This is a genomic window from Micromonospora sp. NPDC047557, assembly GCF_043205095.1.
GTDB lineage: Bacteria > Actinomycetota > Actinomycetes > Mycobacteriales > Micromonosporaceae > Micromonospora.
Genome location: NZ_JBIDDK010000011.1, coordinates 1 through 20,488 on the forward strand (window position 1 = coordinate 1; position 20,488 = coordinate 20,488).

28 protein-coding genes are annotated in these 20,488 nt (G+C 68.3%); all 28 read left to right on the forward strand.

What is annotated here, in order from left to right:
- Positions 1 to 158: 158 nt before the first annotated feature.
- The 28 genes from ACGGAQ_RS23115 (at position 159) to rplO (ending at position 20,481) form a co-directional block, all read left to right on the forward strand.
- Positions 159 to 4,046, forward strand: a complete 3,888-nt coding sequence (locus ACGGAQ_RS23115; protein WP_393052409.1) for a DNA-directed RNA polymerase subunit beta' — start codon at positions 159 to 161, stop codon at positions 4,044 to 4,046.
- A 92-nt stretch (positions 4,047 to 4,138) separates the two neighbouring features.
- Entirely contained in the window at positions 4,139 to 4,507 is a 369-nt protein-coding gene (locus tag ACGGAQ_RS23120; protein WP_393052411.1) for a hypothetical protein, read from the forward strand.
- 672 nt (positions 4,508 to 5,179) lie between these two features.
- Positions 5,180 to 5,560, forward strand: a complete 381-nt coding sequence (locus ACGGAQ_RS23125; protein ID WP_393052686.1) for a hypothetical protein — start codon at positions 5,180 to 5,182, stop codon at positions 5,558 to 5,560.
- A gap of 480 nt (positions 5,561 to 6,040) precedes the next feature.
- On the forward strand, positions 6,041 to 6,415 hold the full coding sequence (gene rpsL, locus ACGGAQ_RS23130) for a 30S ribosomal protein S12 (protein ID WP_007465318.1): 375 nt from the start codon (positions 6,041 to 6,043) through the stop codon (positions 6,413 to 6,415).
- Between the two features lies 1 nt (position 6,416).
- Entirely contained in the window at positions 6,417 to 6,887 is a 471-nt protein-coding gene (gene rpsG, locus ACGGAQ_RS23135; RefSeq protein WP_007465317.1) for a 30S ribosomal protein S7, read from the forward strand.
- 74 nt (positions 6,888 to 6,961) lie between these two features.
- Entirely contained in the window at positions 6,962 to 9,058 is a 2,097-nt protein-coding gene (gene fusA / locus ACGGAQ_RS23140) for an elongation factor G (RefSeq protein WP_203148337.1), read from the forward strand.
- 213 nt (positions 9,059 to 9,271) lie between these two features.
- Positions 9,272 to 10,465: an elongation factor Tu gene (tuf, locus tag ACGGAQ_RS23145; RefSeq protein WP_007465313.1), complete on the forward strand. Its 1,194-nt coding sequence runs from the start codon at positions 9,272 to 9,274 to the stop codon at positions 10,463 to 10,465.
- 350 nt (positions 10,466 to 10,815) lie between these two features.
- Complete coding sequence (gene rpsJ, locus ACGGAQ_RS23150) at positions 10,816 to 11,124, forward strand: 30S ribosomal protein S10 (RefSeq protein WP_007073037.1); 309 nt, start codon at positions 10,816 to 10,818, stop codon at positions 11,122 to 11,124.
- A gap of 11 nt (positions 11,125 to 11,135) precedes the next feature.
- Positions 11,136 to 11,801, forward strand: a complete 666-nt coding sequence (gene rplC / locus ACGGAQ_RS23155; RefSeq protein WP_030329888.1) for a 50S ribosomal protein L3 — start codon at positions 11,136 to 11,138, stop codon at positions 11,799 to 11,801.
- Positions 11,798 to 12,448, forward strand: a complete 651-nt coding sequence (gene rplD / locus ACGGAQ_RS23160) for a 50S ribosomal protein L4 (protein WP_234583436.1) — start codon at positions 11,798 to 11,800, stop codon at positions 12,446 to 12,448. Before rplC ends, rplD begins: the two co-directional genes overlap by 4 nt.
- Positions 12,445 to 12,747 (forward strand): 50S ribosomal protein L23, encoded by a 303-nt coding sequence (gene rplW / locus ACGGAQ_RS23165; protein ID WP_088998352.1) that lies wholly within the window; start codon positions 12,445 to 12,447, stop codon positions 12,745 to 12,747. The genes rplD and rplW overlap by 4 nt, the downstream gene beginning before the upstream one ends.
- Positions 12,748 to 12,759: 12 nt before the next feature.
- Positions 12,760 to 13,599 (forward strand): 50S ribosomal protein L2, encoded by an 840-nt coding sequence (rplB, locus tag ACGGAQ_RS23170; RefSeq protein WP_007465301.1) that lies wholly within the window; start codon positions 12,760 to 12,762, stop codon positions 13,597 to 13,599.
- Positions 13,600 to 13,611: 12 nt separating this feature from the next.
- On the forward strand, positions 13,612 to 13,893 hold the full coding sequence (gene rpsS, locus ACGGAQ_RS23175; RefSeq protein WP_007465299.1) for a 30S ribosomal protein S19: 282 nt from the start codon (positions 13,612 to 13,614) through the stop codon (positions 13,891 to 13,893).
- Positions 13,894 to 13,935: 42 nt separating this feature from the next.
- A complete protein-coding gene (rplV, locus tag ACGGAQ_RS23180) occupies positions 13,936 to 14,394 on the forward strand; it encodes a 50S ribosomal protein L22 (protein ID WP_007465297.1) in 459 nt (152 codons plus the stop codon).
- The gene (rpsC, locus tag ACGGAQ_RS23185) at positions 14,394 to 15,263 is read left to right on the forward strand and encodes a 30S ribosomal protein S3 (RefSeq protein ID WP_007465294.1); all 870 of its coding nucleotides are present in this window, start codon (positions 14,394 to 14,396) and stop codon (positions 15,261 to 15,263) included. The genes rplV and rpsC overlap by 1 nt, the downstream gene beginning before the upstream one ends.
- Positions 15,264 to 15,266: 3 nt before the next feature.
- A complete protein-coding gene (gene rplP / locus ACGGAQ_RS23190) occupies positions 15,267 to 15,692 on the forward strand; it encodes a 50S ribosomal protein L16 (RefSeq protein WP_007465292.1) in 426 nt (141 codons plus the stop codon).
- Positions 15,692 to 15,928 carry a 50S ribosomal protein L29 gene (rpmC, locus tag ACGGAQ_RS23195; protein WP_007465283.1) on the forward strand — a complete coding sequence of 79 codons (237 nt, stop codon included), beginning with the start codon at positions 15,692 to 15,694 and terminating at the stop codon, positions 15,926 to 15,928. The genes rplP and rpmC overlap by 1 nt, the downstream gene beginning before the upstream one ends.
- A complete protein-coding gene (gene rpsQ / locus ACGGAQ_RS23200) occupies positions 15,925 to 16,203 on the forward strand; it encodes a 30S ribosomal protein S17 (protein ID WP_053653938.1) in 279 nt (92 codons plus the stop codon). Before rpmC ends, rpsQ begins: the two co-directional genes overlap by 4 nt.
- 97 nt (positions 16,204 to 16,300) lie before the next feature.
- Entirely contained in the window at positions 16,301 to 16,669 is a 369-nt protein-coding gene (gene rplN, locus ACGGAQ_RS23205; protein WP_007073026.1) for a 50S ribosomal protein L14, read from the forward strand.
- Positions 16,666 to 16,986 (forward strand): 50S ribosomal protein L24, encoded by a 321-nt coding sequence (gene rplX, locus ACGGAQ_RS23210; protein WP_355242147.1) that lies wholly within the window; start codon positions 16,666 to 16,668, stop codon positions 16,984 to 16,986. The genes rplN and rplX overlap by 4 nt, the downstream gene beginning before the upstream one ends.
- Positions 16,986 to 17,552, forward strand: a complete 567-nt coding sequence (gene rplE, locus ACGGAQ_RS23215; protein WP_124776994.1) for a 50S ribosomal protein L5 — start codon at positions 16,986 to 16,988, stop codon at positions 17,550 to 17,552. The genes rplX and rplE overlap by 1 nt, the downstream gene beginning before the upstream one ends.
- A gap of 1 nt (position 17,553) precedes the next feature.
- Complete coding sequence (locus ACGGAQ_RS23220; protein WP_007465272.1) at positions 17,554 to 17,739, forward strand: type Z 30S ribosomal protein S14; 186 nt, start codon at positions 17,554 to 17,556, stop codon at positions 17,737 to 17,739.
- Between the two features lie 116 nt (positions 17,740 to 17,855).
- Complete coding sequence (rpsH, locus tag ACGGAQ_RS23225; RefSeq protein ID WP_007465270.1) at positions 17,856 to 18,263, forward strand: 30S ribosomal protein S8; 408 nt, start codon at positions 17,856 to 17,858, stop codon at positions 18,261 to 18,263.
- A 16-nt stretch (positions 18,264 to 18,279) separates the two neighbouring features.
- Positions 18,280 to 18,822, forward strand: coding sequence for a 50S ribosomal protein L6 (gene rplF / locus ACGGAQ_RS23230; RefSeq protein ID WP_354858653.1), 543 nt, complete (start codon positions 18,280 to 18,282; stop codon positions 18,820 to 18,822).
- An 8-nt stretch (positions 18,823 to 18,830) separates the two neighbouring features.
- Complete coding sequence (gene rplR / locus ACGGAQ_RS23235; protein WP_355068567.1) at positions 18,831 to 19,208, forward strand: 50S ribosomal protein L18; 378 nt, start codon at positions 18,831 to 18,833, stop codon at positions 19,206 to 19,208.
- Between the two features lie 33 nt (positions 19,209 to 19,241).
- On the forward strand, positions 19,242 to 19,856 hold the full coding sequence (gene rpsE / locus ACGGAQ_RS23240) for a 30S ribosomal protein S5 (protein WP_074314587.1): 615 nt from the start codon (positions 19,242 to 19,244) through the stop codon (positions 19,854 to 19,856).
- On the forward strand, positions 19,856 to 20,038 hold the full coding sequence (gene rpmD / locus ACGGAQ_RS23245) for a 50S ribosomal protein L30 (protein ID WP_074314584.1): 183 nt from the start codon (positions 19,856 to 19,858) through the stop codon (positions 20,036 to 20,038). The genes rpsE and rpmD overlap by 1 nt, the downstream gene beginning before the upstream one ends.
- Positions 20,038 to 20,481 (forward strand): 50S ribosomal protein L15, encoded by a 444-nt coding sequence (gene rplO, locus ACGGAQ_RS23250; protein WP_007465260.1) that lies wholly within the window; start codon positions 20,038 to 20,040, stop codon positions 20,479 to 20,481. The genes rpmD and rplO overlap by 1 nt, the downstream gene beginning before the upstream one ends.
- Positions 20,482 to 20,488: the final 7 nt, after the last annotated feature.

Below are 20,488 nucleotides of genomic sequence, written 5' to 3' on the forward strand. Positions count from 1 at the left end.
TGGGGGGGGGGGGGGGGGGGGGGGTTGTGTGTGGGGGGGGGGGGGGGGGGGCGCGCGGGGGGGGGGGTTGGTTGGGGGGGGGGGGGGGGGGGGGGGCCCCCCCCCCCCCCCGACCCCACCCGAGAATTAGCAGTACAGACGACGACATAGGGGACAGAGTGCTCGACGTCAACTTCTTCGACGAGCTGCGCATTGGTCTCGCCACCGCCGACGACATCCGTCAGTGGTCGCACGGCGAGGTCAAGAAGCCTGAGACGATCAACTACCGCACCCTGAAGCCGGAGAAGGACGGACTCTTCTGCGAGAAGATCTTCGGTCCGCAGCGGGACTGGGAGTGCTACTGCGGTAAGTACAAGCGCGTCCGGTTCAAGGGCATCATCTGCGAGCGCTGCGGCGTCGAGGTGACTCGCTCCAAGGTCCGTCGTGAGCGGATGGGGCACATCGAGCTCGCCGCTCCGGTGACCCACATCTGGTACTTCAAGGGCGTTCCGAGCCGGCTGGGCTACCTGCTGGACCTCGCCCCCAAGGACCTCGAGAAGATCATCTACTTCGCCTCGTACGTCGTGACGAGCGTGGACGCCGAGTCGCGTCACCGTGACCTCTCGACGATCGAGAACGAGATCCTGGCCGAGAAGCGGCAGTCCGAGAACAGCCGCGACTCGGAGATCGAGAAGCGGGCCGCCAAGCTCGAGGCCGACCTGGCCGAGCTGGAGGCCGAGGGTGCCAAGGCGGACGTCCGGCGCAAGGTCAAGGAGGGCGGAGAGCGCGAGATGCGCCAGATCCGCGACCGGGCCCAGCGCGAGATCGACCGCCTGGACGAGGTGCTGGACACCTTCCGCAAGCTGGAGCCGAAGCAGCTGGTCACCGACGAGCTGCTCTACCGCGAGCTGCGCGACCGGTTCGGTGAGTACTTCACCGGTTCCATGGGCGCCGAGGCGATCAAGGCGCTGGTCCAGAACATGGACCTCGACGCCGAGGCCGAGAGCCTGCGGGAGACCATCCGGTCCGGCAAGGGTCAGCGGAAGATCCGGGCGCTCAAGCGGCTCAAGGTCGTGGCGGCGTTCCTGAACACCCGCAACTCGCCGCTCGGCATGGTGCTGGACTGCGTCCCGGTCATCCCGCCGGACCTGCGCCCGATGGTGCAGCTCGACGGTGGCCGCTTCGCGACCTCGGACCTCAACGACCTGTACCGGCGTGTGATCAACCGGAACAACCGCCTCAAGCGGCTGATCGACCTCGGCGCGCCCGAGATCATCGTCAACAACGAGAAGCGGATGCTCCAGGAGGCCGTCGACGCGCTGTTCGACAACGGCCGTCGCGGCCGGCCGGTCACCGGCCCGGGCAACCGCCCGCTCAAGTCGCTGTCCGACATGCTCAAGGGCAAGCAGGGCCGGTTCCGCCAGAACCTGCTGGGCAAGCGCGTCGACTACTCGGGCCGTTCGGTCATCGTGGTCGGCCCGAAGCTCAAGCTGCACCAGTGTGGTCTGCCCAAGCAGATGGCGCTGGAGCTGTTCAAGCCGTTCGTGATGAAGCGGCTGGTGGACCTCAACCACGCGCAGAACATCAAGTCCGCCAAGCGGATGGTCGAGCGTCAGCGCCCGGTCGTGTGGGACGTGCTGGAAGAGGTCATCGGCGAGCACCCGGTGCTGCTCAACCGGGCGCCGACCCTGCACCGTCTGGGCATCCAGGCCTTCGAGCCGCAGCTGGTCGAGGGCAAGGCGATCCAGATCCACCCGCTGGTCTGCACCGCGTTCAACGCCGACTTCGACGGTGACCAGATGGCGGTGCACGTGCCGCTGTCCGCCGAGGCCCAGGCCGAGGCGCGGATCCTGATGCTGTCGTCGAACAACATCCTCAAGCCGGCCGACGGCAAGCCGGTCACCATGCCCACGCAGGACATGGTCATCGGCCTCTACCACCTCACCCACCTCACCCCCGGTGAGAAGGGCGAGGGCCGGGTGTTCAGCTCGGACGCCGAGGCGCAGATGGCCTTCGACAACGGTGAGCTGGGCCTGCAGGCGCCGGTGAAGATCCGCCTGCGTGGCGTGGTCGGCGTCGACAACGGCGCTGGCTCCGAGGCGTGGACCGCCCCGGAGGGCTGGGTCGAGGGTGACCCGCTGACCGTGGAGACCACCCTGGGCCGGGTGCTGTTCAACGAGACGCTGCCGCAGGGCTACCGCTTCGTGAACTACGAGATCCGCAAGGGTCAGCTCTCCGCGATCGTCAACGACCTCGCCGAGCGCTTCCCCAAGGTGGCGCTGGCCGCCACCCTGGACGGGCTCAAGGAGGCCGGTTTCCACTGGGCCACCTGGTCCGGCGTGACGATCGGCATGGAGGACGTCATCGCTCCGCCGCGCAAGGCGGAGATCCTGGCGAAGTACGAGAAGGAAGCCGACCGGATCGACAAGCAGTACCAGCGTGGTCTGATGACCGCCGAGGAGCGACGCGGCGAGCTCATCGAGATCTGGACCAAGGCGACCAACGAGGTCGCCAAGGAGATGGACACCGCGCTGCCGCAGGAGAACCCCCTGTGGGTGATGATCAACTCGGGTGCCCGCGGTAACCTGCTCCAGCTCCGGCAGATCGCGGCGATCCGTGGTCTGGTGGCCAACCCGAAGGGCGAGATCATCCCGCGGCCGATCAAGGCCAGCTACCGGGAGGGTCTGTCCGTGCTGGAGTACTTCATCTCCACGCACGGTGCCCGTAAGGGTCTCGCCGACACCGCGCTGCGGACCGCCGACTCGGGTTACCTGACCCGTCGTCTGGTGGACGTCTCCCAGGACGTGATCATCCGCGAGGAGGACTGCGGCACCGACCGGGCGATCCCGATGCAGATCGGCGAGAAGCTGGACGGCAAGCTCGTCGTCCACACCCACGCCGAGACCAGCGTGCACGCCCGGACGCTGGCCGACGACATCAAGGGGCCGGACGGCACCGTGGTGGCCGAGCGCGGCCAGGACATCAACTCCATCGGGGTCGACAAGATCGTCGCCGCTGGCGTGGAGACGGTCCGGGTGCGCAGCGTGCTCACCTGCGAGTCCAAGCTGGGTGTCTGCGCGGCCTGCTACGGCCGTTCGCTGCCGACCGGCAAGTCGGTCGACATCGGCGAGGCTGTCGGCATCATCGCCGCCCAGTCCATCGGTGAGCCCGGTACGCAGCTGACGATGCGTACCTTCCACACCGGTGGTGTCGCGGGTGAGGACATCACCCAGGGTCTGCCGCGTGTTCAGGAAATCTTCGAGGCTCGGGTCCCGAAGGGTAAGGCGCCCATCGCCGACACCCCCGGCCGGATCCGGATCGAGGACGGCGAGCGCTCGCGCAAGATCATCGTGGTGCCGGACGACGGCAGCGAAGAGATCGTCTACGACAAGATCTCGAAGCGCGTCAAGCTCCGGACCCACGACGGCGGTCACGTCGCGGTCGGCGAGAAGCTGACCGAGGGCACCATCGACCCGCACGAGTTGCTGCGGATCATGGGTCCGCGGGCGGTCCAGGTCCACCTGACCAGTGAGGTCCAGGAGGTCTACCGCTCGCAGGGTGTGCTCATCCACGACAAGCACATCGAGATCATCATTCGCCAGATGCTCAAGCGGGTGACGGTCATCGACTCCGGCTCGACCGAGTTCCTGCCGGGTGTGCTCGTCGACCGGGCGCTGTTCGAGTCGGAGAACCGCCGGCTCGTGTCGGAGGGTGGCGAGCCCGCCGCCGGCCGTCCGGTGCTGATGGGTATCACCAAGGCCTCGCTGGCCACCGACTCCTGGCTCTCCGCGGCCTCCTTCCAGGAGACCACCCGGGTGCTGACCGACGCTGCGATCAACTCGCGCAGCGACTCGCTGGTCGGCCTCAAGGAGAACGTGATCATCGGTAAGCTCATCCCGGCCGGTACGGGCATCAGCAAGTACCGCAGCGTCCGGGTCGAGCCGACCGAGGAGGCCAAGGCCAAGGTCTACTCGATGACCGGCTACCCGGAGACCGATTACGGGTTCGGGCCGGCCAGCGGGCAGGCTGTGCCGCTGGACGACTTCGACTTCGGGTCGTACCGCTAAGCACCGACACCGACGAGGCCCCCGGCACCTGCCGGGGGCCTCGTCGTGTCCGGACCGACCCGGCCGTCGACCGGGTTGGGCATGATGGAGGCATGACGACCGCACCCGGACAGGTGTCCGTCGCGTCCCAGGGCCTGCGCCACCCGCTGGATCCGGACCCGGCCCGTGCCACGAAGGCGCGGGCGGTCTTCGCGCTGGGGCTGCTCGGCATGTTGACCGGGCTCTTCATCGGCGGGGTGGTGCCGGCGACGGTGGCGCTGCAACTCGCCCGGCAGGCCCGCCGGGAGGCGTACGCCTCGGGGGGTTTCCTGACCGGCGGCGTCTGGCTGCGGCGGGGGGAGCGGTTGGCCTGGACCGGCCTGGCGCTGGTCGCGGTCACCGTGGTCGTCGCCGTGGTGATCGGGGTGGTCCGGCTGGCTGGCACGCCGTTCGGTCACGACTACCCGGCGAACATGGACTGACCGTTCCACCGGCCACGCCCAGCGCGGGCGGCGCCGCTTCCGGCGGTAGCCTGGCCGGTGTCCGCCGCGCGGCGACGGCGGCCCTGTCGACAGGAGGACCTCGTGACGGAACCGGCGCGGCCCCCGGCGGACGAGCCGGCGGGGCATCCTGACGCGCCGGCCGCGAGCCCGGCCCCCTCCGGACCGGACGACCGGGCCCAACCCGATCCGAACGGGCAGCCCGCCCCACGCTCCGACGTCCCCGATCCGGGTACGCCGCCGTCGGGTTGGGGTGCGCCGCCCCCGCCCGGGTGGGGTCCGCCCACGGCCGAGTGGGGCGGGGTCTATCCGCCCGGACACGGCCAGCCCCATCCCCCTTCCGGGGCGCCGCTGCCGCACGCCTGGAGCCAGCCGCCGTCGGGCCCTGGTGCGCCGTCGGGTTGGGGTCAGCCGTCGGGGCCTGCCGTGCCGACGGGCTGGGGTCAGCCGTCGTCCGGGCCTGGTGCGCCCGGGGGTTGGGGGCACCCGCCGGCGGGGATGGGCGTGCCGCCCGCCTGGGGTCAGCCGCCATCGGGGCCCGGCGCGCCCGCGGGTTGGGGCCAGCCGGCGCAGGGCCAGTCGCCCGGGTGGGGTGTGGCTCCCGCCCGATCGGTGCCGCCGCCCACCGACGACCAGCGGCGGCCACCGAAGCGGGTGGAGGCGGTGCCCGGCACGCCGTTCGGCGTCGTGCACCTGGACGTGCCGCCGGTCATTTCCGGACTGGCGACCGGGGCGCTGGTGGCGGGCATCGCGTCGATCCTGGTCTCGCTCCTGGTGATCTGCTTCGGGGTGGCGTTCGCTAACGAGGGTGGCGTCTGGGCCTCCGGTGCATTCACGGTGCTGGGGGTGCTGGCGGGGGTGGCGGCGATCGTCACCGGTCTGCTCGCTCGGCGGCAGATCGGCCGGCCGGCCGGGCCGTCGGCGGTACGGTTCACCGGGCGAGGGCTGGCGGCGGCGGGCATCAGCTGCGGCGCGGCGGGTGCGCTGCTCAGCCTGCTGGGTCTGGGGCTGGCGTTGCTGATCACCCTGACGTGAGGCCGCGCGCCGGGTCTGCGGTGCCTGCCACGGGGGCGACGGGTGGCCCGGCGGGGAAGCCGGTACACTTGTGTCCGTAGGTGCCCATCGCGGGCGACGAGGCGGGACGAGATCCGGCCGGCGAGTGTGAGACGGTCGCCGACCCATTCCGTTTTGACCTGGGCGGCTGTGGTAGGTACTCTTTCCCCTTGTGCCCGGGCGTGCCCGGGCAACTCGTGCGTGCGCTGGATCCGGAGTCCGGACGGCGGCACGACAAGCCAGAGATCCGGGGCGGGGCGATCCGCGTGCCGGTGACAGAAAACCCGGTACGCCTGCGAAAGCGTCCGCACCGGGACCGTGAGCTGGGCGACACGCCCGACCGCGGGTGCCGGGGCCTCCGCAAGGTGGCCCTGGTCGGAATGTAGGAGAGCCGGTCATCAGGCCGGCTAACGAGCAGACGGCGCGGCCGCGTACAGCGGCCGAAGGGAGCGGAGAAACCCGGTGCCCACCATCCAGCAGCTGGTCCGAAAGGGCCGTCAGGCCAAGACGACCAAGACCAAGACCCCGGCGCTCAAGGGGTCCCCCCAGCGGCGCGGCGTGTGCACCCGCGTGTACACCACCACCCCGAAGAAGCCGAACTCGGCGCTGCGCAAGGTCGCTCGTGTGAAGCTCAGCAGCCAGATCGAGGTGACCGCCTACATCCCGGGCGTCGGTCACAACCTGCAGGAGCACTCGATCGTGCTCGTTCGCGGCGGCCGGGTGAAGGACCTCCCCGGCGTGCGTTACAAGATCGTCCGCGGCTCGCTGGACACCCAGGGTGTCCGCAACCGCAAGCAGGCGCGCAGCCGTTACGGCGCGAAGAAGGAGAAGAGCTGACATGCCGCGTAAGGGACCCGCTCCGCGGCGGCCACTGGTCGCTGACCCGGTGTACAACTCGCCGCTGGTCACCCAGCTGGTGAACAAGATCCTGCTCCGCGGCAAGCGTCAGCTCGCCGAGTCGATCGTGTACGCGGCCCTCGAGGGCTGCCGCGAGAAGTCCGGCACCGACCCGGTCGTCACCCTCAAGCGGGCGATGGACAACGTCAAGCCGACCCTCGAGGTGCGCAGCCGTCGTGTCGGTGGCGCCACCTACCAGGTTCCGGTCGAGGTCCGCCCCACCCGGGCGACCACCCTGGGCCTGCGCTGGCTGGTCACCTACTCCCGCGCCCGGCGCGAGAAGACCATGGTCGAGCGGCTGATGAACGAGCTGCTGGACGCGAGCAACGGCCTCGGTGCCGCCGTCAAGCGGCGCGAGGACACGCACAAGATGGCCGAGTCGAACAAGGCCTTCGCGCACTACCGCTGGTAACACCCTGGTTCCGGCGCCTCCGGGCGCCGGAACCGCCACCAGTTGAGTCGAGACGACGATAAGTAGGGATTGAAGTGGCCGCCGCAGACGCGCTCGCCAACGTACGCAACATCGGCATCATGGCGCACATCGATGCCGGTAAGACCACGACCACCGAGCGAATCCTGTTCTACACCGGCATCACGTACAAGATCGGTGAGGTCCACGAGGGCGCTGCCGTCATGGACTGGATGGAGCAGGAGCAGGAGCGTGGTATCACCATCACCTCCGCTGCTACCAAGTGTGAGTGGAAGGGCCACACGATCCAGATCATCGACACGCCTGGTCACGTCGACTTCACGGTCGAGGTCGAGCGGTCGCTGCGTGTCCTGGATGGTGCGGTCGCGGTCTACGACGGTGTCGCCGGCGTGGAGCCGCAGACGGAGAACGTCTGGCGGCAGGCCGACAAGTACAACGTCCCGCGCATGTGCTTCGTCAACAAGCTCGACCGGACCGGCGCCGACTTCTTCCGCTGCGTGCAGATGATGATCGACCGGCTGAACGCCACCCCGCTGGTGCTCCAGATCCCGATCGGGCTCGAGGGCGACCACATCGGTGTCGTCGACCTGATCGGCATGCGCGCCCTCACCTGGCGCGGGGAGACCCAGAAGGGTGAGGACTACGCGGTTGAGGAGATCCCGGCCGACCTGGCCGACTCCGCTGCCGAGTGGCGCGAGAAGCTGATGGAGACCCTCGCCGACGTCGACGACTCGGTGATGGAGAAGTACCTGGAGGGCGAAGAGGTCTCCGTCGAGGAGATCAAGGCCGCCATCCGGCGTGCCACCATCGCCGGCAAGGCCAACCCGGTGCTCTGCGGCTCGGCGTTCAAGAACAAGGGCGTCCAGCCCATGCTCGACGCCGTGGTCGACTTCCTGCCGTCGCCGCTGGACGTTCCGGCGATCGAGGGTACGGCCACCGACGGCGAGACCCCGCTGCTGCGTAAGCCGTCCAACTCGGAGCCCTTCTCCGGTCTGGCCTTCAAGATCCAGACGGACAAGCACCTGGGCAAGCTCACCTACGTGCGGGTCTACTCCGGCACGCTCGATTCCGGTTCCCAGGTGGTCAACTCCACCAAGGACCGCAAGGAGCGGATCGGCAAGATCTACCAGATGCACGCCAACAAGCGGGAAGAGCGTCCGTCGGCGCAGGCCGGCGACATCATCGCCGTGCAGGGTCTCAAGCAGACCACGACCGGCGACACGCTCTCGGACCCGGCGAACCCGGTCATCCTGGAGTCGATGACCTTCCCGGAGCCGGTCATCTCGGTGGCGATCGAGCCGAAGACCAAGTCCGACCAGGAGAAGCTGGGCACCGCTATCCAGCGCCTGGCCGAGGAGGACCCGACCTTCCGCGTCCAGCTGGACGAGGAGACCGGTCAGACGGTCATCTCCGGCATGGGCGAGCTGCACCTGGACATCCTGGTCGACCGGATGCGCCGCGAGTTCAACGTCGAGGCCAACGTCGGCAAGCCGCAGGTGGCGTACCGCGAGACCATCCGCCGCAAGGTGGACAAGGTCGAGTACACCCACAAGAAGCAGACCGGTGGTTCCGGCCAGTACGCCCGCGTCATCGTGAGCGTCGAGCCGCTGCCGCTGGACAACGACTCGCCGACCTACGAGTTCGCCAACGCCGTCAGCGGTGGCCGTATCCCGCGGGAGTTCATCCCGTCGGTGGACGCCGGTGCGCAGGACGCGCTGCAGTACGGCATCCTGGCGGGCTTCCCGCTGGTCGGTGTGAAGCTGACGCTGCTGGACGGCCAGTACCACGAGGTCGACTCGTCGGAAATGGCATTCAAGATCGCCGGCTCGATGGTGATGAAGGACGCGGCCCGCAAGGCCGATCCCGCACTGCTCGAGCCGATGATGGCCGTTGAGGTCACCACTCCTGAGGAGAACATGGGTGACGTCATCGGCGACCTCAACTCCCGCCGCGGCATCATCCAGGCGATGGAGGAGCGCAGCGGCGCCCGCATCGTGAGGGCTCTGGTGCCGTTGTCGGAGATGTTCGGCTATGTCGGCGACCTGCGGTCGAAGACCCAGGGCCGGGCTAGCTACAGCATGCAGTTCGACTCCTACGCCGAGGTTCCGCAGAGCGTCGCGAAGGAGATCATCGCGAAGGCAACGGGCGAGTAACCTCCCCGAGCAGGTGATTCGTGGTCGGTCGCGGGTGGTTTCACCCGCCCGCGGCCACCACGATCGGATCGCGTGAGACCGGGCCTGTAGGCTTCATCGCCGCAGAACCCACAAAAGCTCTCCGGCCGCCAGGCCGGAAAGGCTGTCGACAGAGTCCTAAGCGCCGACCGGCGCGCCGGGCGTACGAACCAAGAAGTCCACAGGAGGACACCAGTGGCGAAGGCGAAGTTCGAGCGGACTAAGCCGCACGTCAACATCGGCACCATTGGTCACATCGACCACGGTAAGACGACGCTGACGGCGGCCATCACCAAGGTCCTGCACGACCAGTTCCCGGACCTGAACCCTTACACGCCGTTCGACGAGATCGACAAGGCGCCGGAGGAGAAGGCCCGCGGCATCACGATCTCGATCGCGCACGTCGAGTACCAGACCGAGGCGCGGCACTACGCGCACGTCGACTGCCCCGGCCACGCGGACTACATCAAGAACATGATCACCGGTGCCGCGCAGATGGACGGCGCGATCCTGGTGGTCGCGGCGACCGACGGCCCGATGCCGCAGACCCGTGAGCACGTGCTGCTCGCGCGTCAGGTTGGCGTGCCGTACATCGTCGTGGCGCTCAACAAGAGCGACATGGTCGACGACGAGGAGCTCCTGGAGCTCGTCGAGCTCGAGGTCCGTGAGCTGCTCTCCTCGCAGGAGTACCCGGGTGACGACCTGCCGGTCGTCCGGGTTTCGGCGCTGAAGGCCCTCGAGGGTGACCCCGAGTGGACCGGCAAGCTCCTGGACCTGATGACCGCGGTCGACACCGCGATCCCGCAGCCGGAGCGTGAGACCGAGCGGCCGTTCCTCATGCCGATCGAGGACGTCTTCACGATCACCGGTCGTGGCACCGTCGTCACGGGTCGCGCCGAGCGCGGCATCCTCAAGCCGAACGAGGAGGTGGAGATCGTCGGTATCCGCGAGAAGTCGCAGAAGACGGTCTGCACCGGCATCGAGATGTTCCGCAAGCTGCTCGACGAGGCCCGCGCGGGCGAGAACGTCGGTCTGCTGCTGCGTGGCATCAAGCGCGAGGACGTCGAGCGCGGCATGGTGGTCGTCAAGCCGGGCACCACGACCCCGCACACGGAGTTCGAGGCGACGGTCTACATCCTCTCCAAGGAGGAGGGCGGCCGGCACACCCCGTTCTTCCAGAACTACCGTCCGCAGTTCTACTTCCGGACCACGGACGTCACCGGTGTCGTCACCCTCCCCGAGGGCACCGAGATGGTCATGCCGGGCGACAACACCACCATGTCGGTGAAGCTGATCCAGCCCATCGCCATGGAGGAGAACCTCAAGTTCGCGATCCGCGAGGGTGGCCGCACCGTCGGCGCCGGGTTCGTCACCAAGATCATCAAGTGAGCTAGGTAACCCCGATTAGACCCGCCGCCGGTCGTGCGGCATACTAGTCAGGTTGCGTAACGACAGTTCGTCGCCTGTGTTCGGCTTTCGCTGAACCTCCGGGTGGCGAGACAGTCGAGCGTGGGGTGGTTGGCGGCCCAGTCGCCAACCACCCTCGCGCGGCGTTCAGGTCGCGGTAATGCGATCGGCGCCTTGACCCACCGCGCGGTCAGCACCACTCCGGAACCACGGGGCGGAGCCCGGCCCGAGGGCGCGACACGCCCGACCGCGGGGGTCGGCGAAGTGGGCCTGTGCCAGCCGGTACAGGCGCCCGCAACACAGCGGCATCGAGAGAAGGAACAGAAGCCACCATGGCGGGACAGAAGATCCGCATCCGGCTCAAGGCCTATGACCACGAGGTCGTCGACTCCTCGGCTCGGAAGATCGTCGAGACGGTGACGCGCACCGGGGCGCAGGTCGCGGGCCCGGTGCCGCTGCCCACGGAGATCAACCGTTTCTGCGTTATCCGCTCGCCGCACAAGTACAAGGACTCGCGCGAGCACTTCGAGATGCGCACGCACAAGCGGCTGATCGACATCATCGACCCGACCCCGAAGACGGTCGACTCGCTCATGCGCCTCGACCTGCCGGCTGGCGTCGACATCGAGATCAAGCTGTAGGGACCGGACAAATGGACAGGCAAGTCAAGGGGATCCTGGGCGCCAAGCTCGGCATGACCCAGGTCTGGGACAACAACCGTGTTGTTCCCGTGACCGTGGTCGAGGCCGGCCCGTGCGTCATCAGCCAGGTTCGTAGCGCCGAGAAGGACGGTTACTCCGCGGTCCAGCTGGCGTACGGCACGATCGACCCGCGCAAGGTCAAGAAGCCGATCAGCGGGCACTACGCGAAGGCGGACGTGGCGCCGCGCCGGCACATCGTCGAGCTGCGCACCACGGACGCCGGGGAATACTCGCTGGGCCAGGAGGTCACGGTCGAGGAGTTCCCGGCAGGCGTCACGATCGACGTCACCGGCAAGACCAAGGGCAAGGGCTACGCCGGCCCGATGAAGCGGCATGGCTTCCACGGTCTGCGCGCCAGCCACGGTGTCGAGCGCAAGCACCGCTCGCCCGGTTCCATCGGCGCCTGCGCCACCCCGGGTCGTGTCTTCAAGGGCACCCGGATGGCCGGCCGCATGGGTGGCGTGCGCTACACCGTGCAGAACCTCACCGTCCAGGCGGTCGACACCGAGAACAACCTGCTGCTCGTCCGGGGTGCCATTCCTGGTCCCAAGGGCGCGCTGGTTCTGGTCCGTACCGCGGCCAAGAGCAAGGTGAAGAAGGGCGGTGCGGCCAAGTGACCACCGTTGACGTGCGCACCGTCGAAGGCAGCACCAGCGGCTCCGTCGAGCTGCCGGCTGACATCTTCGACGTGCAGGCCAACGTCGCGCTGATGCACCAGGTCGTGGTGGCCCAGCTCGCGGCGGCCCGACAGGGCACGCACAAGGCCAAGACCCGCGGCGAGGTCGCCGGTGGCGGCAAGAAGCCGTACAAGCAGAAGGGCACCGGTCGCGCCCGGCAGGGCTCGATCCGCGCGCCGCAGTTCGCCGGCGGTGGCGTGGTGCACGGTCCCGTGCCGCGCGACTACAGCCAGCGCACCCCGAAGAAGATGAAGGCCGCCGCGCTCCGCGGTGCCCTCTCGGACCGGGCCCGCGCCGGGCAGGTGCACGTCGTCGAGGCGTTCGTCTCGGGCGAGAAGCCGTCGACCAAGGCCGCACTGGCCACGCTGACCAAGCTCACCGAGGCCCGTCGGGTTCTCGTCGTGCTGAGCAGCACCGACGAGCTGAACTGGGTGTCGCTGCGCAACGAGCCGCGCGTGCACCTGATCGAGTCCGGCCAGCTGAACACGTACGACGTGCTGGTGGCCGACGACGTGGTCTTCACCAAGGACGCCCTGGACGAGTTCCTGGGCGTGCCCGCCGAGACCACCGAGGAGGGTGGCAAGTGAGCACGATCGCCGACCCGCGCGACATCATCGTGGCGCCGGTCGTCTCGGAGAAGAGCTACAGCGAGCTGAACCGGAACTGGTACACCTTCCTGGTGCACCCGGACGCGAACAAGACCGAGATCAAGATCGCTATCCAGCAGATCTTCGACGTCCGCGTCCTGACGGTCAACACGCTCAACCGCCAGGGCAAGCGCAAGCGCACCAAGACCGGCTTCGGTCAGCGCAAGGCGACCAAGCGGGCGATCGTGAAGCTGGCTGACGGTGACCGTATCGAGGCCTTCGGCGGCCCGGTCAGCTGAGGGGTGTAGACAATGGCTATCCGTAAGTACAAGCCGACGACGCCGGGCCGACGTGGCTCCAGTGTCGCCGACTTCGCCGAGATCACCCGGTCCACGCCGGAGAAGTCGCTGCTGGCTCCGCTGCCGAAGAAGGGCGGGCGTAACGCCCACGGCCGGATCACCACGCGGCACCACGGTGGCGGTCACAAGCGCCAGTACCGTCTGATCGACTTCAAGCGGGTCGACAAGGACGGCGTGCCGGCGAAGGTCGCTCACATCGAGTACGACCCGAACCGCACGGCGCGCATCGCGCTGCTGCACTACGCCGACGGCGAGAAGCGGTACATCATCGCGCCGAAGGACATGAAGCAGGGCGACCGCGTCGAGTCCGGTCCGGGCGCCGACATCAAGCCGGGTAACAACCTGCCGCTGCGCAACATCCCGGTCGGTACCACGATCCACAACGTGGAGCTGCGTCCGGGCGGCGGGGCCAAGCTGGCCCGCTCCGCAGGCGTCGGCATCCAGCTGCTCGGCCGTGAGGGCGCGTACGCGACCCTGCGTATGCCGTCCGGCGAGATCCGGCGGGTGGACGTGCGCTGCCGCGCGAGCGTCGGCGAGATCGGCAACGCCGACCAGTCGAACATCAACTGGGGTAAGGCCGGCCGTATGCGGTGGAAGGGCAAGCGCCCGACCGTCCGTGGTGTCGCCATGAACCCGGTCGACCACCCGCACGGTGGTGGTGAGGGTAAGACCTCCGGTGGTCGCCACCCGGTCAACCCGCAGGGTAAGCCCGAGGGCCGCACCCGCCGTAAGGGCCAGCCGAGCGACAAGCTGATCGTCCGCCGCCGCTACGCCACGCGTAAGCGCGGCTGAGGGAGATAAGACATGCCTCGCAGCCTCAAGAAGGGCCCGTTCGTCGACGACCACCTGCTCAAGAAGGTGGAAGTCCAGAACGACAAGGGCTCCAAGAACGTGATCAAGACCTGGTCGCGGCGCTCGACGATCATCCCCGAGATGCTGGGGCACACGATCGCCGTGCACGACGGACGCAAGCACGTCCCGGTGTTCGTGACCGAGGCGATGGTCGGGCACAAGCTCGGCGAGTTCGCGCTGACCCGCACGTTCAAGGGTCACGAGAAGGACGACCGGAAGAGCCGTCGGCGCTGACGCCGCCAGGCATACGGATAGAGGGAACAAGGGGTTACAGCGATGCCAGGAAAGGGCGACGCTCCGGTGCTTCCGGGCGCGCGGGCGGTTGCGCGGCACGTGCGCATCTCGCCGATGAAGGCGCGCCGGGTGGTCAACCTCGTCCGCGGCCTGCCCGCGAAGGAGGCGCTCACGGTGCTGCAGTTCGCGCCGCAGGCTGCGAGCGAGCAGGTGTACAAGGTGCTCGCTAGCGCGATCGCCAACGCGGAGAACAACGAGCGGCTGGACCCCGACGCGCTGCTCGTCAGCGAGGCGTTCGTGGACGAGGGCCCGACGATGAAGCGGTTCCAGCCGCGGGCACAGGGTCGGGCGTACCGGATCCGCAAGCGCACCTGCCACATCACAGTGGCGGTCGAGGCGGTCGCGCCGGCAGCGCCGAGGAAGGCCGCGGCGAAGAAGGCCGCCCCGGCCACGGAGGCCGCACCGGCCGAAGCGCAGAGCAAGACGGAGGACGCCGAGTAATGGGTCAGAAGGTTCACCCCACTGGGTTCCGGCTCGGCATCTCGACCGACTGGAAGTCCCGCTGGTTCGCGGACAAGCTCTACAAGGACTACATCGGCGAGGATGTCAAGATCCGCCGCATGATGTCCAAGGGCCTCGAGCGTGCCGGGATCTCCAAGGTCGACATCGAGCGCACCCGCGACCGCGTCCGCGTCGACATCCACACCGCCCGGCCGGGCATCGTCATCGGCCGTAAGGGTGCGGAGGCCGACCGGATCCGCGGTGAGCTCGAGAAGCTCACCGGCAAGCAGGTCCAGCTGAACATCATCGAGGTGAAGAACCCCGAGTCGGACGCTCAGCTCGTCGCGCAGGGCGTGGCCGAGCAGCTGTCCAGCCGGGTCAGCTTCCGTCGGGCGATGCGCAAGGCCATGCAGTCGGCCATGAAGAACCCGGTCTGCAAGGGCATCCGGGTTCAGGTCTCGGGTCGCCTCGGCGGCGCCGAGATGAGCCGGACCGAGTTCTACCGCGAGGGCCGGGTTCCGCTGCACACGCTGCGGGCCAACATCGAGTACGGCTTCTTCGAGGCCCGTACCACCTTCGGCCGGATCGGTGTGAAGGTCTGGATCTACAAGGGCGACGCGGTTCCGGGCCGGGAGGCTCCGGCCGAGGCCGGTCCGTCGCGCCCGCGTCGTGGTGAGCGCGGCGACCGTCCCGAGCGTCCGCGCCGTGGCCGGTCCGGTTCGTCCGGCACGACCGCTGGTGGCACCGAGGCCGGCCGGGCTGCTGCGACCACCATCGCGCAGCAGGCCGAGACGCCGAGTGGCGAGCCGGTCGACAGCGCTGCTGTCGCGGCCGCGGCTGCTCCGGCAGAAACGCAGCAGGAGGGCTGACAGATGCTGATGCCGCGCAAGCCCCCGAAGGGCTTCCGCAAGCCGCACCACCCGGACCGCAGTGGCGCGTCCAAGGGTGGTAACCGGGTGGTGTTCGGCGAGTTCGGGATCCAGGCTCTCGAGCCTGCGTACGTGACCAACCGCCAGATCGAGTCGGCGCGTATCGCGATGACCCGTCACATCAAGCGTGGCGGCAAGGTCTGGATCACGATCTTCCCGGACCAGGCCCTCACCAAGAAGCCTGCCGAGACCCGGATGGGTTCCGGTAAGGGTTCGCCCGAGTGGTGGGTCGCCAACGTCAAGCCGGGGCGGGTTCTCTTCGAGATGTCCTTCCCCAACGAGCAGATCGCGCGAGAGGCCATGCGTCGCGCGATCCACAAGCTCCCGATGAAGTGCCGCATTGTTACGCGCGAAGTGGGTGAATCCTGATGGCAGCGGGCGTTAAGGCGACCGAGCTGCGTGAGCTCTCCGAGGAGGAGCTGGTCACGAAGCTGCGGGAGGCCAAGGCGGAGCTGTTCAACCTCCGCGTGCAGGCCGCAACCGGGCAGCTGGACAACAACCGGCGGCTGCAGGTCATCCGTCGGGAGATCGCCCGGATCTACACGATCATGCGCGAGCGCGAGCTGGGGCTCTCGGCCGCGCCGACTGAGGTGACTGCATCATGACCGAGAACACCACCACTGACGCCACCCGCGCGCGCCGCAAGGTTCGCGAGGGCCTGGTGGTCAGCGACAAGATGGACAAGACCGTCGTGGTCGAGGTCGAGGACCGGGTTCGGCACGCGCTGTACGGCAAGATCATGCGTCGTACCAGCAAGCTGAAGGTGCACGACGAGCAGAACGCCGCCGGCACCGGCGACCGGGTCCTGATCATGGAGACCCGGCCGCTGAGCGCCACCAAGCGTTGGCGGATCGTGGAGATCCTGGAAAAGGCCAAGTAGCGAAGGCTCGAGCTCGCCCGGCGTTGCGTCGGGCGTAGGTTCCGCCAGGCTCCGGCCGCCACGGCGGCCGGAGAACCGGCAGACATAGGAGATAGACGTGATTCAGCAGGAGTCGCGACTGCGCGTCGCCGACAACACGGGTGCTCGGGAGATCCTGTGCATCCGGGTTCTCGGTGGCTCCGGTCGGCGCTACGCGAGCATCGGCGACGTCATCGTGGCCACGGTCAAGGACGCGATCCCGGGTGCCGGTGTGAAGAAGGGCGACGTCGTCAAGGCGGTCGTCGTTCGCACGGCCAAGGAGAAGCGGCGGCCGGACGGCTCGTACATCCGCTTCGACGAGAACGCCGCCGTCATCATCAAGGACGGTGGGGACCCGCGCGGTACCCGCATCTTCGGCCCGGTGGGCCGGGAGCTGCGGGACAAGCGGTTCATGAAGATTATTTCCCTCGCGCCGGAGGTGTTGTGACCGTGAAGGTCAAGAAGGGCGACACGGTCGTCGTCATCGCCGGCAAGGACAAGGGTGCCAAGGGCAAGGTCATCGCGGCCTACCCGCGGCAGGACAAGGTCCTGGTCGAGGGCGTGAACCGGGTCAAGAAGCACACCCGTATCAGCACCACCCAGCGTGGCGCCAAGACCGGCGGCATCGTCACTCAGGAGGCCCCGATCCACGTCTCGAACGTGCAGGTCCTGGACTCCGACGGCAAGCCGACCCGCGTCGGTTACCGGTTCGACGACAACGGCCAGAAGGTCCGCATCGCGCGTAGCACCGGTAAGGACCTGTGATGACCACGGCTACCGAAAAGACCCTGCCGCGCCTCAAGGAGCGGTACCGCAACGAGATCGTGGCCCAGCTGCGTGAGCAGAACAGCTACGGCAACCCCATGCAGGTGCCGCGGCTGGTCAAGATCGTCGTCAACATGGGTGTCGGCGAGGCTGCTCGCGACGCCAAGCTGATCGACGGCGCGGTCCGCGACCTCGCCACGATCACCGGCCAGAAGCCGCAGGTGCGGCGGGCGACCAAGTCCATCGCGCAGTTCAAGCTCCGCGAGGGCATGCCGATCGGCGCGAAGGTCACCCTTCGCGGCGACCGGATGTGGGAGTTCCTGGACCGGCTGCTCTCCATCGCGCTGCCGCGTATCCGCGACTTCCGCGGTCTGGACGGGCGCAAGCTGGACGGGCACGGCAACTACACGTTCGGTCTGACCGAGCAGTCGGTGTTCCACGAGATCGACCAGGACCGGATCGATCGCCAGCGGGGCATGGACATCACGGTGGTCACGACCGCCACGACCGACGACGAGGGCCGGGCGCTGCTCAAGCTCCTGGGCTTCCCGTTCAAGGAGAACTGAGATGGCCAAGAAGGCGCTGATCATCAAGGCGGCCGCGAAGCCGAAGTTCTCGGTTCGCGCGTACACCCGCTGCCAGCGGTGCGGGCGTCCGAAGGCGGTCTACCGCAAGTTCGGGCTCTGCCGGGTCTGCATCCGGGAGATGGCCCACCGCGGTGAGCTGCCGGGTGTGTCCAAGGCTTCCTGGTAAGGGCGACCGCGTCCCGGCTGTCGGCCGGGAACTCCTGCACCGATTAGGTATTGCTCTTCGCCGTAGGCCCGGGGCTGGTGCCCCGGGAACCCCGGCGAGAAAGGCTGACGAAATCCATGACGATGACCGACCCGATCGCAGACATGCTCACGCGTCTGCGTAACGCCAACCAGGCGTACCACGATCAGGTGAAGATGCCCTACTCCAAGATCAAGGCGAACATCGCCGAAGTCTTGAAGGCCGAGGGTTACATCGCCACCTGGTCGGTCGAGGAGCCCGAGGAGGGCGCCGTCGGCAAGCGACTGGTCGTCGAGCTGAAGTACGGCCAGAACCGGGAGCGGAGCCTGGCCGGCATCAAGCGCGTGTCCAAGCCCGGTCTCCGGGTGTACGCCAAGTCGGACGGGCTCCCGCGGGTGCTCGGTGGGCTGGGCGTGGCGATCATTTCGACGTCCCAGGGGCTGCTGACCGACCGGCAGGCCCGCAAGCGGAGTGTTGGCGGGGAAGTCCTCGCCTTCGTCTGGTAACGGGAGACTGGTAGAAATGTCGCGAATTGGACGTAAGTCGATCCCGGTACCAGCCGGCGTCGACATCACGATCGACGGGCAGACCGTCAAGGTCAAGGGCCCGAAGGGCGAGCTCCAGCACACGATCGCCGACCCGATCACGATCGAGCGTGCGGAGGACGGGCAGCTGAACGTCAACCGCCCGAACGACGAGCGCAAGGCCAAGGAGCTGCACGGCCTGAGCCGTACCCTGGTCGCCAACATGATCGTCGGCGTGACCGAGGGCTACCGCAAGAGCCTGGAGATCGCCGGCACCGGTTACCGGGTCACCGCCAAGGGTTCGGACCTCGAGTTCGCGCTCGGGTTCTCGCACCCGGTGGTCGTTCCCGCGCCGGCGGGCATCACCTTCACGGTGGAGCGGCCGACCCTGTTCCACGTGGCCGGCATCGACAAGCAGCAGGTCGGTGAGGTCGCCGCCAACATCCGGAAGATCCGTCCGCCGGAGCCCTACAAGGGCAAGGGCGTGAAGTACCAGGGCGAGGTCATCCGCCGCAAGGCTGGAAAGGCAGGTAAGAAGTGAGCGCCACGCTGCTCAAGCGCCGCCGCGGCGTCGCCGCCAAGCGCGCCGTTGGGCGTGCGCGTCGGCACTTCCGCGTCCGCAAGAACGTCAGCGGTACGGCCGAGCGTCCGCGCCTGGTCGTCACCCGTTCGCTGCGGCACATGGTTGCCCAGATCGTCGACGACACCAAGGGTCACACCCTGGCGTCGGCGTCGACCCTGGACTCCTCGCTGCGCGGTGCGGAGGGCGACAAGAGCGCCCTCGCCGGCAAGGTGGGCGCCCTGCTCGCCGAGCGGGCCAAGGCCGCCGGCGTCTCCAAGGTCGTCTTCGACCGCGGTGGCAACCGGTACGCGGGGCGAGTCGCCGCGCTTGCCGACGCCGCCCGCGAAGCCGGGCTCGAGTTCTAACAACCCCGTCACGAGAGATAAGGAAGGCTGCTGATGCCAGGTCAACAGCGCCGTGGCGGCGGGTCCGGTGGCAACGAGGGTGGTCGCCGCGACAACCGCCGTGAGGGCGGCCGCGGAAACGCGCCCGTCGAGAAGACCCCGCACCTTGAGCGGGTCGTCGCGATCAACCGCGTCGCCAAGGTCGTGAAGGGTGGTCGTCGCTTCAGCTTCACCGCCCTGGTGATCGTGGGCGACGGCGACGGCACGGTCGGCGTGGGCTACGGAAAGGCCAAGGAGGTGCCCGCGGCGATCGCCAAGGGTGTCGAGGAGGCCAAGAAGCACTTCTTCAAGGTTCCGCGGATCGGTCAGTCGATCCCGCACCCGGTGACGGGTGAGGACGCCGCTGGCGTCGTGCTGCTCAAGCCGGCCTCGGCCGGTACGGGTGTCATCGCCGGTGGTCCGGTGCGCGCCGTGCTGGAGTGCGCCGGGATCCACGACGTGCTCTCCAAGAGCCTCGGCTCGTCGAACCCGATCAACATCGTGCACGCCACCGTGGCGGCCCTGAAGGGGCTTGAGTCCCCCGAGCAGGTCGCGGCGCGTCGTGGCCTGCCGGTGGAGGACGTCGCGCCGGCCGCCATGCTGGCGTCGCGTGCGGGGGTGGCGCACTGATGGCACGTCTGAAGGTCACCCAGGTCCGGTCCGGTATCGGGACCAAGCAGAACCAGCGTGATTCGCTGCGTTCGCTCGGTCTCAAGCGGATCAACGACGTGGTGGTCAAGGAGGACCGGCCCGAGATCCGCGGCATGATCTTCACTGTGAACCACCTCGTGAAGGTCGAGGAGGTCGAGTAATGACGATCAAGGTGCACCACCTGCGCCCGGCGCCCGGTTCCAAGACCGCGAAGACCCGTGTGGGTCGTGGTGAGGGTTCCAAGGGCAAGACCGCTGGTCGCGGTACGAAGGGCTCCAAGGCCCGCAAGAACATCTCGGCGGCCTTCGAGGGTGGGCAGATGCCCATCCACATGCGCCTGCCGAAGATGAAGGGCTTCAAGAACAAGTTCAAGGTGGTCTTCCAGGTGGTCAACCTGGACCGGCTCGCCGAGCTGTTCCCGAACGGCGGCCAGGTTGGCCCGCTCGAGCTGGTCGAGGCCGGCGCGGTCCGCAAGGGCCAGCCGGTCAAGGTCCTCGGCACCGGGGACCTTGGCGGGGTGGCGCTCCAGGTGTCGGCGCACGCGTTCAGTGCGTCGGCCAAGGAGAAGATCGCCGCCGCCGGTGGCTCCGCCACCGAGCTGTAAGGCGTAC